This window comes from Natrialba hulunbeirensis JCM 10989, from assembly GCF_000337575.1.
Lineage (GTDB): Archaea > Halobacteriota > Halobacteria > Halobacteriales > Natrialbaceae > Natrialba > Natrialba hulunbeirensis.
Map to the genome: position 1 here is coordinate 53,859 of NZ_AOIM01000002.1, position 15,849 is coordinate 69,707.

The window sequence follows — 15,849 nt, forward strand, 5'->3', positions numbered from 1 at the left end:
ACTGTACTTCCTGTACTGACCGCGAGTGTCACACTTCATTCTAAATGCAGATACCATACTACCAACTACGCCTAACATAAAAGCTGAAATTCACGTAGTGCTGAATTGAAATCGTCCTCCACAATGCGTGTCTCCTACCAACATGCGAACGTTCACAGCGGTAACGAATCGACGCTCTTGCGCTTCACCACTGAGGATGGCACGCGTGCGTGTGTTCTCGTCGATGCTGGCGACGGTGTCGACGTCGAATCCATGCTCGGTGACGACGAGTATCTGAACGCGATTTTGCTCACTCACGCCCACATCGATCACTACCGAACACTCGCGGGAAACGTTCACCACAGCGCTTCTATTCACACCTCACCTGCAACGGCGACAGTCCTCGAGCAGGCGTTACCTGAAGCCCAGAAGGACAACGACCTCGGCGATATCTCAGTTGCGCTCGACGCTCTCGAACCGATCGACGACTGGACATCGATCCTCCCCACACTCGAGGTTCGACCGATTGCAGTTGGACACACCCCTGGTGCTGCCGGATTCATACTCAGATTTCGTGACGAGAACTCGAGTGACGGCCCCCTCACTGGCGAACAGCATATCCTCGTCACCGGCGATTTCACAACTCGACCGTGTGCCGGGTTTCCGGGCCTCGAGACCACGTATCCGTTCGATATCGACTGTGTGTTGCTAAATGTCTCAAGCGACGATTCGTACACGGCCGCACTTAACGAGTCACTCGAGACAGTGCTCGAGCGTGCGTTCGCCGGTTCACAGGTCGTGATCGCAACGAGCTCGCTCACCGGCGTCCACTACGCGACGCTCCTCGCCCACGTTGCAACAGCACTCGAGCGCGAGTTACCGATTACCATCGTCGGGCAGGCTGCCAAACTGTACAACGCACTCGAGTACGACGAGCCATCAGTCACACCTGTTGAAGTGTTCGAACGACCTTCGGAGGTACTCGAGAACGGTGGTGTGACGATTACAGGCCCGGAGTCGGCGACGACTGGAAGTTCTCGGCGACTGCTCGAAACAATTGGCGACGATCCAGGAGCGCTGTTTCTCCAACTCGCGACAGGAAACGGTGACGGCATCCCGAATACTCAGTGTACGACGCAATCGGTTCGGCTATGCAATCATCCCACACTCGAGACGATCGACGACATCGTCCGCTCACTCGCTCCGACCGAGGTCGTGATCAAACACGCGAGAGGCGATACGCTCAACCGGTTTCAACGCCGCTACGATCGGTGTTTCACCTGGGGGACGAACGACCAGGACGTTCACCGACTCTACGAAGATGGACGCTGGAACGCCCCCGGGTGGATCGCGGACACGACTGCGAGACGGATTCGCAGACGCCACTGGGAGGCGGTACAGGAACAGTCTCTCGAGACTGATACCACGCTGGATAGCAACCGTGGCGAATCGATCAATCTCGAGGCTGAAGGCGTCAACCTCGACGTCCTCGAGGAAACGTTTGCACGGACTGCGGCAGATCCATATGCGTCGACGGACTCCGATGGTGTGACAGCTGACACTGAGACCCTTCCTACAGAAACCGAATCACCTGAAGAAGAGTCGCTTGAGGCGGAGCTCCTCGCTCGACTCGATGCGATCGACGCGAAACTCGAGTGTTCCGAGGACACAGTCAGGGCTCGCGTGTTAAGTGGGGAAGAAGGCGATCACTTTCTGCACCTTCTGGATCCGACGGAACTCGAACCTGGGGAGATTATCGAAATAACGCTCAAGACAGATCCACACAGCGAGTAGCCGAAAAGCGGATCATATCGGAGGGGTTTCCAATCGACTGACCTAGACACCATCCTCACGAAATCGGACTAAATCGACATCGATCGGAAGTGCCTCAAAGTCGTCATCAGCACCGGCGATGAGTGTTGCATCCCTCTCGTGGGCGAGTGCAACGCCATGAGCATCCGCGAACGAAATGTGACCATCCGCCTTCACTTCCGCGGCAAGTCGCCAGTCAGCTCGTTCGATGTGAATTCCCCACCGCTCGAGCGCACGGAGATCGCGATCGGCAGTCCGAAGTGAGTCTGTCGTGGGTTTGTCGTCGACTCCTTCAAAGCGTGCAACCAGATAGAGTACTTCACCAGCGTTGGTCTCTGCCAGCAGCCCTTCGACATCCCCGTCACGAACGTCTCGAAGATACTCTTCGACGACGCTCCGACCTGGCTCGTCGTAGAGATATGCGATGATCGCTTCGGTGTCAAAGACGTACTGGTCGCTCATTCATCCTCCGAGTCAGCCGGTCGGAGTCGGTCAGCACGGGCTTCTTCACGCTGCCGTTCCTCGTGTTTCAGTTCGCGAACCCGCTCGAGCACCTCGCCGCGGTTGCGGTCGGTGTCGGCGTGAATCCCACCTAACTCTTCGAGTGACGGGATTGGTTCGACGATGATCCGCTCGTCTTCCTCGTAAATGAACACCTCGCCAGGGGTGTCAATCCCGAACCTCTCTCGGAGCGTCTTCGGGATCGTTGCCTGTCCCTTCTGCGAGACGCGTACTACCTCTGGGTCTCGAGTACTACTCGACATGTTATGTTGTACTATGGCCTCAGGGTACTACTAACTGTCGGTGAAAACCTCCCGGCTCATCCAATGTCCTCACTCGGGAGAATCTGACTCTGCTGGGGCGCCATCTACCTCGTCAAGGGAAGAAAGATCCATCTGATCGTGGACATCCGGAAACAGATGCTTGAAGAAGGGATCATGCGTCCGGCCAACAGTCAGCGCTGGCTCGAGTGCGTAGATAATCATCATCGCTTCGGTGTCGCGAACGTCAATATCGGTCGCGACCCTTCGTTGGGTCGTCTTTCCTGCAAAGTGAAGCCCTGCACCCCGTAACGCAGCGATGAGCTTCCCGGCACCATACCGATCCATGAAGTACTCGACGTCCTCGTCAACTTCCTGGAGCGCAAGTGCGTGCAGGACCGTCGGCGTGATGACGATGGGGACGTACTGCTCAACGATGATGATCGGATCGGCCGTCAATTGCTGCGGACGTGTCGAGTCATCTCGATCGACGAGACCGAGGTCGACCAGTTGGTCGACGTATTCGTAGGTCGTCGATTTCGATAGCTCGAGACCGTCCATAATCTCCGGCGGCGAAACAGGCCCCCAATAGCAGACGTAGACATACACACGAGCGAGTGCTGGCTGATTGAGGAGCTGAACAACTGTCTCGAGGCGAGGTGCGTTCTGGGCAAGCGCTGCCGGGTCGAGCGTCTCTTCGTCCATGATGTCTGTCGGTGGTGGGTCCAACGCGTCGATTCCACCATCGGGACGAATGCGATCCGTATTGGTCATACTCGTTTGTTCGAAGTCCATGTACTTCAGACTACCGCCGATTCTTCTCACGAGGTCAACTCGAGCTTCCTAACGGAGCTTTGGAGGCGGATGGCAAGCTGAAGCGCTTCCCGCATCTGGATATTGGACTCCCATTCGTCGATAGTTTCGAGGCCCTCACTTCGATCGCTGGACGACAGATCCTCACATCCAATACTCCGGCGAAGTTCTTCGAGTGACTCGATGTCGTACATTTGGGACGAGAAGTTGAGGAACGCCGTCGGCTTCCCAAGCTGTACGATTTCGAAGCGCTTCTGACTCACTGCTAACTGGTTGTGATCTCTGAGACCCATGGTTCAGAGGGAGAATTCTATAACTCCCTCGCCCCTCAGGGAGCAAAAAACACCAGTTACCCCACACTCGAGACGATTGACGCGAAACTCGAGTGTTCCGAGGAGACAATTAGCGCTCGTGTGCTGAGTGGCGGAGAGGATGAGCAGTTTCTCCAACTGCTGGATCCGACAGAACTCGAAGCAGGGGAGGTCATTGAATTATCGATTAAACCAGATTCGCGCAAGGAATGACACCCCCATAACCGCATAGAAGAGCACTTCTGTGTTGAATATAAGGGAGAAATAAGAGTTCGTTCCAAACAGGGACCGCGATCTGACCTACTCAGAAAACAGATCCTGTGCTCGCCGGTAAATCGGCGATTCAAGCCAGTCACGAGTTTCTGCCAGTGTTTCTACCCTGCTCTTTACCTCTCTTTCAGTGAGCCGGTTCCGTTTGACCAATGCTTTCAGCATAGGCTGTCGCACCGGGTATGTTCGATTCCCCCGTACTCCCTCCCGGGGGGTCAAAAAACTATTCCCAGCTGTTACCCTCTGGCGTTACTGGTCTGCTTTACTCTCAAGAACAGCAACGATATCGGATAGATCGAAGAGACGAAGATCATCACGCTCGTCTGCAGCTTCCTCAACCGAGCGTTTGAACCCAGAGCGGCTGAATAGGGCGAGTTCATACGTCGGCTCACCGCCTGTGGTGGGCGTCCAGTCGATGTGCTCCACGTCGTCTTCGAGGTCAGCGAGTACATCGTAACCGAGGGGAGTGCTGGTGAATTTCGCTTCGCCAGCGATCAGCGTTGACTCGTCAGTTGGTGCGACGACATCGACCTCTCGGCCCTTGTACCACCACTGGCTTGGCACCTGTGTGAGCTGGTAGTCTGCATAGAGCGCCGGCACCGCCTGGTGACAGAGTGATTCGAACGTTTCACTGACGAAGTCGGGCAATTCCGGTTCGATGAGATCCGCGTAGGCGTTCTCGCCGTAGAGTTCGTACTGTCCCCCGCGGCCATAGAGATAGCGAAAGTAAAACCGGAACACTGGATCCCGGATCTGGTATCGAGTCCGCTTGCTGCGTGCCGGGTCGGCGAGTGCTGGATGGTGTTTCTCGATGATCTGGAGGGTTTCCAGCCGGTCGAAGTAGTACGACGTGTTGGTGCTCTCGATGCCGGCTCCCTGGGCGATCTCGTTTCGACTGCGGTTCCCGCTGGCCATCGATTCCAGTACGGAGAAATACGTGTTCACCTCGTTGAGCTCCATCTGGAGGACGGTTTCGGGCTCGTCGTGGAGTGGGCCATCCGGGTCACACAACAGCCGCGTGATGTTCTCTCCGAGGCTCTGTGATGGATCGAGAGGGCTGAGATATCGGGGTGTGCCGCCGAAGACGCCATAGACGAACACTCGTTCTTCGGGATCGTACGTCGGCACGAACTCTTGGATGGAACGAAACGGCAGCTGGGTGAGTTCGAGGCGGCCATTCGGTGTCTGGGATACCCGGCCGTAGAGTGGCGCACCGCCATCGAGGACGTGGGTATGAATCATGCCGATTGCAGAGCCTGTGAGTACGAGCGTCGCCTGACTCTCGTCGACAGCAGTATCCCACAGGTGTTGAATGACCGACGGAAGCCCCTCGTTCGATTCAATGAGGTACGGGAATTCGTCGATGACGATGATGGCGTCTCTGTCGGTGAGGTACGTTAAGAGCGGTTCCCATTCCTCTTTGACGGCTGTGATGTCTGGATAGGTCGTCGCTGCTGCCTCGACGAATCGCCTGAGCTGTGTCGTCGCTGTTCCTTGGACTGCCTGATAGTATACGGCATCGTCGCGGTCGGCAATCGATTGGCGGACGAGTTCGCTCTTGCCGATCTGGCGGCGCCCATAGATAATTGCGAGTTCTGCAGCGTCACTCTCATAGAGGGCCTGCAACCGATCGAGTTCATCGATACGATTGACGAACTGGTCCATACTCCCAGTCGTGGTGGGAGATACATACGCGTTCCGAATTTAGGAGCAAGACTATAATAGTCTGAACTATAATAGTTTAAGCTCTAATTTAGCGGGCCAACGATTCGAGCTACCACCCACTAAGGCTCCGGCAGACGTTTCCGAATGTCCCGTCAGTCCCCTTGTGAGCGGGTTTCGTTGGCCTGCTGTTCAAGCCGACGGAGGATCTAAACGCATCCCCGGTTTGCATTCTACTGACATCCTCCGACCAACCAACCAACCTAAACAGGGACTAGTTCTCCGGATCAACTGGGCCTTTGTATTTTGAGCGTATCTTTTCTCCATCCCGCCACTGCCAGTAGTAGTAGCGGTTGTCGTTAATCTCCTTCACTGTGATTGTCGCCTTCGAGGGGACGCCATCTGGACGGTCCTCTGATCGCTCTTCAATCTGGTTGTTCTCTTCGTTTTCCGCTAGTCGTGCTTCTCGCTCATGGTATTCCGCGAGCTCCTCGGTATACCTGGCGACGTGCCGAAGGAGTTCAGGCGAGTAGTCGTTGAGTGTATCGACGACATCGGCGGGAAGTTCCTGTGGAGGTGACGGTGGCTCGTAGGACATGTAACTCAATCCACGTTAACCAACAAGGGCGTTACTACCGTAGGATTGTTGGTTAAGTCTGTGTGAGACGGCTCTCGTTCGACTCTCGCCTCTGGTGTAACACTACTCGAAACTCGTTTAAATACATGTTTCGTGCTGTGTCACAACGCGCTGCGACGAATCGAACTTGAAGTCCTCGCCACCATCGAACGTGGCGATACAATCTCGAAGCTCGCGACAAAGCTTGACCACAGCAAGAGTTACCTCTCCCGTGCTGTCGGAGATCTCGTCGAGAAGAGACTGGTCTACACGGGACGTGACGGCCGTCGGAAATGCGTTGTTCCCTCGGATTCCCGGGCAGTTGAAATATTTCAGGATCTCGTCCGCCAGCACTCTCACATCGACTTTCCCGAGTTGTTGACGGGCAAAGCTCTCGAGGTACTGTATTACCCGCAGAGGAAGTCAACAAAGAGGTTTGAGAAGAACTCAAGTTAACTGCCGCGGAGCAACCGCTTCATGCGATTACGGACAGATCGCTCATCTACAAGTTGATCGCGAGTGTTCTCCAGTTCTTCCTCTCGCTGATCAAGGAGCGTACGCAGCTCGTCACGTTCTGCAGTGAGCATTTCGAGTTGCTCACGTTGCTCAGCGATGGCCCCCTCGAGTTCATCGACTCGTTGCTCGAGCAGTCGGTTTTTCTCCTCGAGGTAGGTCTGCTCAGGCCTCGAAGCATCGTTCTGGATATGGCCCTCGAACGGAGAGTCAACTCCAATTTCCGTCGTCTCTCCTGAGCCGACTGCTGACGGATCGTAGAACTCGTCCGTTGCACCGATAGCCCGTTCGATCGTTTTCTCACCATACGTCGACCCATCCGCATAGTGAACCTCGTCCCACTTTTCGCGGATCAATCCTGACTGTCGAAACAGATGGTCTATCCGTGTGCGATCCCCGCCCGTCCAGAACGCAAGCAAACAACACAGCGCCATATCGGCTTCCGACTGGCTGTCGTAGCCAGCTGTTGATCCTCGCCACAGTCGATCAAACTTCTCCCCGTTGCTCGCAGACCGTGCTTTCTCGAGGAGGTCCTCATCCTCGAGTTCCAGTGATTGATCAAGAGTCCCTGTGTTCGGCGGATCGGCATCAGCAGCGTCAGCCCCGTCACTCACCTGGGATGCGATGAATTCCTCGTGAACCTCCTCGAGTGCCTCCTGGCGCTCGTTGATCGACGTCGGTGTTCCGTCGACGTGGTCTGCGGTCACCGTAAAGAAGCGAGCTTGATCGTACATCTCGATCGAGCCATGTCGGTTCCGACCATCGGGAAGATCCCCCTCGATGAGTACGTGATACCCCGTTCCCGACGGCGAGACCTCGGTGAACGAATCTAGCTGTTCGATGATTGACGGCGCCGGCTCGAGTGGCTCGCCTGTCTCAGGATCGCGGCAGTCATCCAGATCGACGCCGACCAGTGGATCCGTCGCCGTGAATACGAAACCGATCCCATCGGCTGCACCAGTAGCTGCGTACTCGAGTGCCTGTTCGAGAGTAGTCCACGTCCGATCATCTGTAGTCGAGGCAAAGCTCTCAGTCGCAGGATCCACTGGTACCTTTGTCGCCTTTCCATCGCGGTCCTCTGTTCGCCAGCAAATCCACTGTGTTCGCTCGGCGAGTGTGTCCGGTAATGCTTCGATATCGATTATAGGTGCTGTCTGATCACTCATGGTCGACCTCCATCGATGATGACTCTCCATCCCTGACGGAGTCGAAAAACTCGAGGCTCCGAACTGATGCTTTATTTCGAACCCCCTGACCGACGGGGTGACCTCCCTCTATACTAGTCGGTTTTGGCCTCGAGGTTACCCGGACATCCGCCGCAGTCTTGCGGTTTTTATCTGGACACCCCTGTCCAGGCATTTTTCTACTCTTCAAAATGCCTGGACGACGACTGTTACAGATAACGTCCAACCAGATCATGCGTATGGATACCATGATTTATTCGAGGAAGGTCCGACCATAGGCAGACAGCGTGATACCAGTATAGTGGCGCACACGCTTGCCGTCACGTGTCGGGCGGTACTCGTCGTACGAAACATACTCGTTCAGCTTCCGGCCGAACCAGGATTTCGCGTACGCCTCTTGGCCGTGTGTGTCTGCCCACGCTTCGTAGGCGTTGTAGAGTTCGTCTTTTGCGATCTCGGCATGTTCCTGTTCAACGAGACAGTCCTCGACAAACGTTCCGAAATCCACGTCTTGTGGTCTATCTGACGGTTTGCTTTCGGATAGGTTCTCTGAAGGGTCAGGAGTGGGTGGTCCACATTCAGATTCTGAGTGAAAAGTCGAGACGGACTCATTGGACTGCTCCTGTTCAGCGAAACTGAGAAAGGGGTCAGTGGCTAGCGAGTCCAGTTCTTCGACAAGACCATCAAGGGAGTGTAGCTGTCCATCACGATAGACCCGTAGTGCGTCGGTATCCCTGTCGAGCACAGCAATCACATATGGCGCGAGAGGTTCATCCGATTTCGACGTGACTGCATCAGGGACGAATGGTTCACGGATCGCCACCCACTCTTGTTCGAACGCCGATCTACTCTCGTAGCGATGGCGTTTGATCGGCTCGTAGACAACGTACTCATCGGCAGTTCTGTCATAGCTGTACACGGCAGGAACATCACTTCGTGAGAGCGAGTCCAACGACGAAACGGTCGCGAATTCAGTTCCCGTTCCGTCGCTTAGACGGTACTCTCCTTCTTGCCGAGTCCACACAGAGCGTCTCGAGTCACCAGTCGCTGGTCGAACTGCAGTCACGCCGTCCCGAGCGTTCGCACCGCCATTGAACGTGACGTGCGAGTCAGACGTGTATAATCGGACGTCGCCGGACTCGAGTTCGTTGACTGGTGAAGAAAGGATATCCTCAAGACGAGCAGCAGCCTGCAGTTCGTCATCACTGTCTTCAGAGGTGGCAACGACGAACAGAGGGACGTGACCAGCATCTCGAGCCCGCTGGAAGTTTCGAAGGATCTTCACCGGTTTGTCGACCGTCGTTGACTCGACCTCAATATCGAAGATGTGCTCGCAGTCGGGATGAACCGCTCTTCCATCCGGTTTCTCGCTTCCATCCTGTGTGAAGACCGTGACATCGAAGCCCTGCCGAGAGAGTTCCCGCTCGACGACGAACAACAACTCATCGTGAAGATCACTTCCCGAAGATCGGACATCACCCGTATCTGGTTTGGTCACCGCTTGGCCCTCGCCGGTCAATCGAACGACGATCTCGCCGTGTTCCTGATCGAGCGTTACCTCAAGCAATCGTGAACGGCCCCGTATTTCTCCAAGCTCTTCGATCGACGGTGGTGACGCATCGGCGGCCTCGAATTGTGTTTGAAGTACCTGATCGACCGGCTGAACAGGAACCCATCCGTTCTCTTCACGAGTATCTTGTCGGAGTTGGATCGTCCGAACTGCGTTTGCGAGGGCAATATCGATATCCATAGACGCTAATTCGAACGTCTCGCGAACGGTATCCGGAGTCCGACTCGTTGGAGGGGACTCAGAGACAGTACCGTACTCGGTCTCTGCTCGCTCGTGAATCCGCTCGAGTGCGTTCTGGAATGCCTGTTCCTCGCAGTCAGTGAGCGGCTCATCACTCTCGGGGTGTCCTGGCGGAATCGGTAGCGGAGCCAGACTGAACGGCTCTGGGCCAGTCTCGCCGAATGTTGGACTCGATAAGCGAACGATCCACTCCCCACGTGGAAGTGACCGGATCCGATTGGCGAACTCGACGGGGTCCATGTCTTCGTGGGCCATCACCTTCGCAATCTCATTGTCGACGGCGATCTTGCCGATAATCGGACTCCCCACGTCGTTCAGAACGTTCAGGTAGACTTCACGGCCACCCTTGACATCGAGTTGCTCGGGGAACTGCAGTGAAAGACCAACTGAGAGCCGGAAGCTTCGCCCTTTCTCCAAGAGCGTGTTCATCACGTCAGAAACAGCCAGACTCGAGGCCTCGTCGATGAGCAGGTTGATCACGTAGTCGTCCGGCTTCTGTTGAATATCGTCACCACGCTCTCTCAGCGCGTTGTAGAGCTCCGTCAAAATCACACCCGTCATCGCCTTCGCCGAGTCATCTCGAAGTCCACTGAGGTCGAACAGGATTACCGTGCGATCGTCGAGGACGTCGCGGAAGTCGAACTGTGGCTCAGTGTTATTGAACACTCGCCGGAGATGCTCGTCCTGGGAAATGTAGTCCAGACGGTTACTGACGCCACCCATTACGGTCGCAAATGTGTTCGGATCGAGCTGGAGTTGCCGGTCAATCCGCCGCTGTACCTGTGGATGACTCGAGTGTGGCGCAGCACCTTCCTCTGGCTCTGGTGGTCCGGCACGCCAGAGTTGATCGACAATGTACTCGAGTTGATCGTGAGCGAAGTAGTCGACACTCTCACGGTAGCGGCCGTTCTCACGGCCATGTTCGTCGTCGTAGAGCGTTTTGATGAGATACTTGATGAGCGTTGGCGCGACGACTGCCCGCTCGTAGCGCTCTACACCCATCACCATCTTCAGAATTTCCTCGTAGTGATCGGCCTTGTTCTGGACCGCGTCGACGCGTCGAACCCCGTTCTCGAGCTGTCTCTCGATGTTGAAGAACGCGAATCCAGGCAGTACCTCGGGAATCGGGAAATGGACGACGTTCTCCTCGAGGTCGTCGACACCGAATCGACGAGCGTGGGCTCGCATGTAGTCCTCACAGAGGCCATCACCCTTTGCGTCGATCAGGATGATCGGGCCGTCAGTCTGCTCGTAGAGTGAGAGCTTGTCGTTGGTCAGCGATTTCGACTTCCCGCCGCCGGTCGTTGCTGCACGGACGTAGTGAGTCGGAAGCAACGACGGCGGGATACGGACTGGCTCCTCTTCCGGCTCGCCGTTCTCATCGATCGCATACCCGATTGTCATGCCCTCTCGGAACTCGTCCATGAGATCCGGATGCGGCCGTGGGAGCGGATTCCGAGAGCGTTGCTCGGAACGTGTCCCTCGGCTTCCTTCGACCGTCAGATCTTGGGACGATGGGACAACAGTGAGGTTCGCAAGTTCATCAGCGTTCAACACGAGGTCTGGTCTACATTTCCCCCGACCAGTGGCCAGTTCTCCATCGAGCATGTTTTCGAGGACCGCTCGAGCACGTTTTCGCTTCGTTCGATTCAACACGCCCTTCGATCGGAGTCGGTGCCCCTCGAGTTCGTAGAACGGGCCATCCAAGGCGTTCAGCGATTGAGCGAGTTGATCAAGTTGGGTTTCGAGATCGTTGTTCGCCTTACCGGTCTCAGTAGGTGGAAGTGCGACTGCTCTAGCATTGACGGTGAAGGTTCGTTTTGAGTGTTTAGCTTCGATCCGGTCGATCCGGTTTTGGGCTTCAGTTCCGATATTCCGCTGTTGGTCCTCTGGGTCAATCTCGCCAATCTCGAACAACGGACCGATGTAGCGCTGCCCGAACGTATCTCGTCCGTCTCGAAGGTCTTCGATTCGCAACTTTGCATCGGCGTCCCACTCGGGTTTGCGTTGCCAGACTACCTGGAACGCAATCGGATACTCGAGTTCGGTGAGGTGATCGATCAACGTCGCGAGTGGGGGCTGCTCAGTATCGTACTCGGTTGGATCCGGATCCCGGTTCGCGAACGGTTTGATCGTCGTCATCCAGTCGCGTTTGCGCTCGGCCCGGCCGTGCCACTGGACACCGATTGGTTCGATTTCCTCGAGTGATGGTCGGGTGAAGGTGGTCGCGGACTCTGAAGTGGGCGACGCTCCTTCATTAAGCGCTGAATCCGCGTCTTTAGTAGACTCGTCGGAGGTGTACTCGAGGACCGATTCATCATCAAATTCAGCGTCGACAGCATCGGTCTCGGGGTCAGTGAACTCAGACCCGTCGCCGGTCGAACGACCACCGTCAGTTCTCTCGACTGCGTCTTGCTCGTGGTCTACCTGTTCATCAGTGTCCGGAGACTCCAGCAGCCTTCTATCCTCAGATTGCTCGTCATACTCGTCCTGCGTGTACTCAACTGGTTGGACGAGTTTTCGCTCGAGTTCCATCTCACACCGAGCGACATCGAACGTTTGCGGGTAGATCGTCTTGAGCTGTTTCCCGAGCGTCTCGAGATGGGCTGGTTGGTCAACACCGTAGTAGAACTCGACTGGCTCGTCTTCCCCTTCGCTGACCGCGAGGAATTCGAACGTCGGCGGAGTAGTATCAGCAAACGGATTTAGTCTGTCCGACAACCCCCGTACATTTGGGTTCGTTAGTTTGTGGAGGCTCTCGAGTGCGGCTGGAATCTCTGCGGTATGAAGTTCTTCAGAGGTTGGGGTCACTCGGATATATTCACTCATCGGAGTGGTTACCTCCATCAGTCCACGTTAGCACCTCGTTGCCTGTCTCTCGCTGCTCTTCGGGGCCTGTCTCGTCTGGTCGCGTGTCCTCTTCGGGTTGTCGTCCAACTTCTTCAGAGACTCCGGGCAGCTCTGTTCGAGATTGCGCTTTGGCGTCGAAGTCGATCACGTCCGTCTCCTTCTCAAGTGCGTGGACCTCGATACCCCGCCAGTCACCGTCGACACCGACGAGCGCTTCCGAATACCCGATGTCCTCACTTCCCGGGACAGCGTCCTGGACGAACCGCATCTGCGCCGAGTTCAGCCCGAACTCGTTGGCCCAGTGCTGGTCCATCCCATCGAGATGGTGGAATTGCTTGATCGCACACTGATCGAGGATCGCCTCGGACTCAGTGTGCTGGAAGAACTCATCGACAGTCTGGGTTATCATCCGAATGGAGAGATCGTGATGACGGTGGTGACGGAACACGATCTCGAGGTACTCGAGACTCGCTGCATCCTGCATCAAGTATCGAGCCTCGTCAATGACGAACACGACTTCCTTATCCGTCTCTTTCGCTCGCTCGTAGACTAACGTGATCAACAGCTGCATGATGAGACTCGTGCTGCCCCCGAGACTGCCCTCCTGTTGGGCCAGGTCAAGGTAGATCACCTTCTCGTCGCGAAGGTCGAACTCGGTTGGTCGCCCAAGATTTTCGTAGCGACCGTCCGCTGCAAAGGATCGTAACTGGTCAATCAGCCACGTTGCATCCGACTCGATCTTTCGAGCTTCCTCGTCTGTCCGAACGACGAACCCCTCCGGATTGTTGACCATCTCCTCGAGGATATCGAGGACATCTCGCATCGTCGGACTTTGGTTGTCATGTGTCGCGATGTCGTCTGTGATTCCCTTTCGAACGTACGCTTCTTCGATGGCCGTCTCGAGTGTCGTTCGTTTATCGCCGAGTTGGATGCCACGAAGGGCGAAGTAGTTCGAGAGGAAGCTCATCACACTGTCGAGCTTTTCTCGGTACGGGCTCGCGTCCTCACCCATCGCTCGCTGGATCCGTTCGGGAGTTGGCTTGATCTCGAGTGGGTTCAGTCCCATATCGCCACCGACCGTAATTCGCGTTCCACCGAGGGCTTCGGCGACGCCAGCCCAGTTGTTCAGTGGCTCGAGGATGATCCCGATTCGATCCTCACTCTGTTCGATCGAGCGGATGAAGTTCTGTTTCGCGCCAAACGACTTTCCGGAGCCGGGATCACCGATGGTGAACATTGCGTACCCGTTTTCGCGAGCGAACGGATCGATCACGACGGGACTTTCGTTCTTCCAGTGGGTTCCAAACTCCACACCACCGTCCTCGAGAATCGTTGCGTTATGCGGTGACGCGAGTAACGCGCCAACGGCGCCACCGAGTGAGATTGCTTCGCGGCCAAACGGATTCGAACCGATCGGTGCCGCGGCCTGGAGCGCAAGATCCTGCTTACAGATCCCTGTCTTCGGTGAGAGGCCAGCGGGTTGCTCACGAAGCCGGCTCCGGATTGTTCGAACAGTCTCTCGAAGTTCGTCTCTCGTATCCGCTCGGACAGTGACGAACATCCCCTGATCGAACACACGGCTGCCGTTCTCGACCGCCTTGTACGTCGACACCGCCTCGTTGGCCCGCTCCTGCAGGTACGCACCACGAACGCTCTGCTCGAGGTCAGCGTCAACCTGAAGATCGTCCGCGACCCGCTGGAGTTCGTCACGAGCTTTCTGCTGATTCTTCGGTGTGATATGGACGGTGAGATCGAACTCGATGTCGGTCAGTTCGAACAGTTCGTTCAGATAGCCGTCTTTGGGATAGTCGGGATAGTCAGCAATGTACAGCGTGGACGTCCACTGCTCACCGACCTGCGCAGTTCGGGTTTCCCACGTGATCGCCGATGGAGCAACAGCGCTCTTGTGCCGTTCAGCAATATCTTCGAGGAGTGTTCCTTCGACATCACCGGCTTCGAGTGTCTCCTCATCCAGGAGGTCTGAGAGGTCGACTTCCTCCTCGTCGTCGTTCGATCGTCCCCGATAGGCCTTCACGCCAACACCGAGGAGAACAGCAACCAGAACCAGCCCTGCAACGATGTGAGTCGGCTCAAGTGACGCGAGATACTGCTCGAGATCGGCGACAGAGACGTCGACAACGGTGATTGAACTACTCATCGTCATCCCTCCGTTGGTGACCGATAACAGGCTGTTCGCGAACGGCGTTGCTCGCGTCGTCGTAATCGTGCTCTTCGCCGTTCCAGAAATCCATCGCAAGGACAAACAACTCGACCGTACTCAGGCGACGAGCCGACCATCCGGGTGCCTTCTGGACCAGTTCGGTCTGGACAGCCCGACAGCGACGGTCGAGTTTATCGAACATCTTGGCGCGAACTTCCGCATCGTTCAGATCCTCACGGCGGGTGACGAAGGGGTTGAACAGAAACCCAACGACTGGTAACGCAGTCAGTTTCTCAGCAGGTGACTGTTCGTCACGATATCGATTGTAGACCTCGAGTGGGTTGACCTGAACGCCGATGAAGTATCGAATCTGCTGAGCACCGTCGAGATCACGAGGACGTTGCTCGCGGTATTCTGCTAGTAATTCCTCAAAAATTGGGTTCTCAGAAACGTCTTCGTCCTCGAGTCGCTCATCGATCTGCGTGATCAGGTCCTCAACGGGGAACGACCGAGTCGTCGCATGGAACTTCAGGTTGTAATCGAGTTCTTTGTTCGCGAACTCGGCGGCGACGTCCTGAACATGGGCCCAGTCGCCGCTCATCGCGAAGTCCATATTCCCCGGGTCAATCTCGAGGAACGCCTCCATTGTCCCGTCGGTACGTTGAACGGTCCTTGCACCGGGCCACGCTCGCTTAATATTGGTTAGATCCTGCGTTCGCTCGTCCGGTGCGAAAGGTGTGTAGTTGACCAGTCCACCTTCGTTCTTCGTCGAATTTGAGTGATCGTGGCCGTGTTCGTCCTTTTCGGGGACACTGTATGTCACCCGAGGGCGTTTGCAGTAGTGGCGATAGACATCGATGAGCCACGTTGCAGCCGACAGATGCGACGGACTGGCATAGACGGAGGCCACACCGAGAACGACACCAACCAGTACGAGCGGGAAAACAAGTGCGTCGATGCCGCTGAAGCCGCCAATGAGTAATCCCGCAATCGGGAATCCGAGGAGGACATAGACATCACCCTCGTCGACGTTGACGATCGGAACGCGATTCTCTTCACCCAGTTCGTCCATAATCCGTCGGGAAGCTGCTTCTCGGTCTGCCATGG

General features: G+C 56.0%; 11 protein-coding genes and 1 pseudogene. 2 read left to right on the top strand and 10 right to left on the bottom strand.

Annotated elements, in window-relative coordinates:
• Positions 1-123: 123 nt before the first annotated feature.
• Entirely contained in the window at positions 124-1,773 is a 1,650-nt protein-coding gene (locus C483_RS00240; protein ID WP_006651329.1) for an MBL fold metallo-hydrolase, read from the top strand.
• Between the two features lie 42 nt (positions 1,774-1,815).
• Here the strand turns inward: C483_RS00240 and C483_RS00245 are convergent, their stop codons facing one another.
• The 6 genes from C483_RS00245 to C483_RS00270 all read right to left on the bottom strand — a co-directional run bounded on the left by C483_RS00245 (position 1,816) and on the right by C483_RS00270 (position 6,206).
• Positions 1,816-2,253, bottom strand: a complete 438-nt coding sequence (locus C483_RS00245; RefSeq protein ID WP_006651330.1) for a PIN domain-containing protein — start codon at positions 2,251-2,253, stop codon at positions 1,816-1,818.
• Positions 2,250-2,555, bottom strand: a complete 306-nt coding sequence (locus C483_RS00250; protein ID WP_006651331.1) for an AbrB/MazE/SpoVT family DNA-binding domain-containing protein — start codon at positions 2,553-2,555, stop codon at positions 2,250-2,252. The genes C483_RS00245 and C483_RS00250 overlap by 4 nt, the downstream gene beginning before the upstream one ends.
• A gap of 69 nt (positions 2,556-2,624) precedes the next feature.
• The gene (locus C483_RS00255; RefSeq protein WP_006651332.1) at positions 2,625-3,347 is read right to left on the bottom strand and encodes a DUF7437 domain-containing protein; all 723 of its coding nucleotides are present in this window, start codon (positions 3,345-3,347) and stop codon (positions 2,625-2,627) included.
• Positions 3,348-3,373: 26 nt separating this feature from the next.
• A complete protein-coding gene (locus C483_RS20585; RefSeq protein ID WP_006651333.1) occupies positions 3,374-3,658 on the bottom strand; it encodes a hypothetical protein in 285 nt (94 codons plus the stop codon).
• A 537-nt stretch (positions 3,659-4,195) separates the two neighbouring features.
• Positions 4,196-5,611, bottom strand: a complete 1,416-nt coding sequence (locus tag C483_RS00265; RefSeq protein ID WP_006651335.1) for an ATP-binding protein — start codon at positions 5,609-5,611, stop codon at positions 4,196-4,198.
• 271 nt (positions 5,612-5,882) lie between these two features.
• Positions 5,883-6,206: a hypothetical protein gene (locus tag C483_RS00270; protein WP_006651336.1), complete on the bottom strand. Its 324-nt coding sequence runs from the start codon at positions 6,204-6,206 to the stop codon at positions 5,883-5,885.
• 150 nt (positions 6,207-6,356) lie between these two features.
• Between C483_RS00270 and C483_RS00275 the strand changes: the two are divergent.
• A pseudogene (locus C483_RS00275) lies at positions 6,357-6,653 on the top strand (MarR family transcriptional regulator); the annotation flags it as partial.
• A gap of 23 nt (positions 6,654-6,676) precedes the next feature.
• On the opposite strand, the gene C483_RS00280 reads toward C483_RS00275, so the two are convergent.
• The 4 genes from C483_RS00280 to C483_RS00295 form a co-directional block, all read right to left on the bottom strand.
• On the bottom strand, positions 6,677-7,903 hold the full coding sequence (locus C483_RS00280) for a phage NrS-1 polymerase family protein (RefSeq protein ID WP_006651338.1): 1,227 nt from the start codon (positions 7,901-7,903) through the stop codon (positions 6,677-6,679).
• A gap of 271 nt (positions 7,904-8,174) precedes the next feature.
• A complete protein-coding gene (locus C483_RS00285) occupies positions 8,175-12,560 on the bottom strand; it encodes an ATP-binding protein (protein WP_152419800.1) in 4,386 nt (1,461 codons plus the stop codon).
• Positions 12,553-14,745 (bottom strand): VirB4 family type IV secretion system protein, encoded by a 2,193-nt coding sequence (locus tag C483_RS00290; RefSeq protein ID WP_006651340.1) that lies wholly within the window; start codon positions 14,743-14,745, stop codon positions 12,553-12,555. Before C483_RS00290 ends, C483_RS00285 begins: the two co-directional genes overlap by 8 nt.
• A complete protein-coding gene (locus C483_RS00295; RefSeq protein ID WP_049912320.1) occupies positions 14,732-15,847 on the bottom strand; it encodes a hypothetical protein in 1,116 nt (371 codons plus the stop codon). Before C483_RS00295 ends, C483_RS00290 begins: the two co-directional genes overlap by 14 nt.
• Positions 15,848-15,849: the final 2 nt, after the last annotated feature.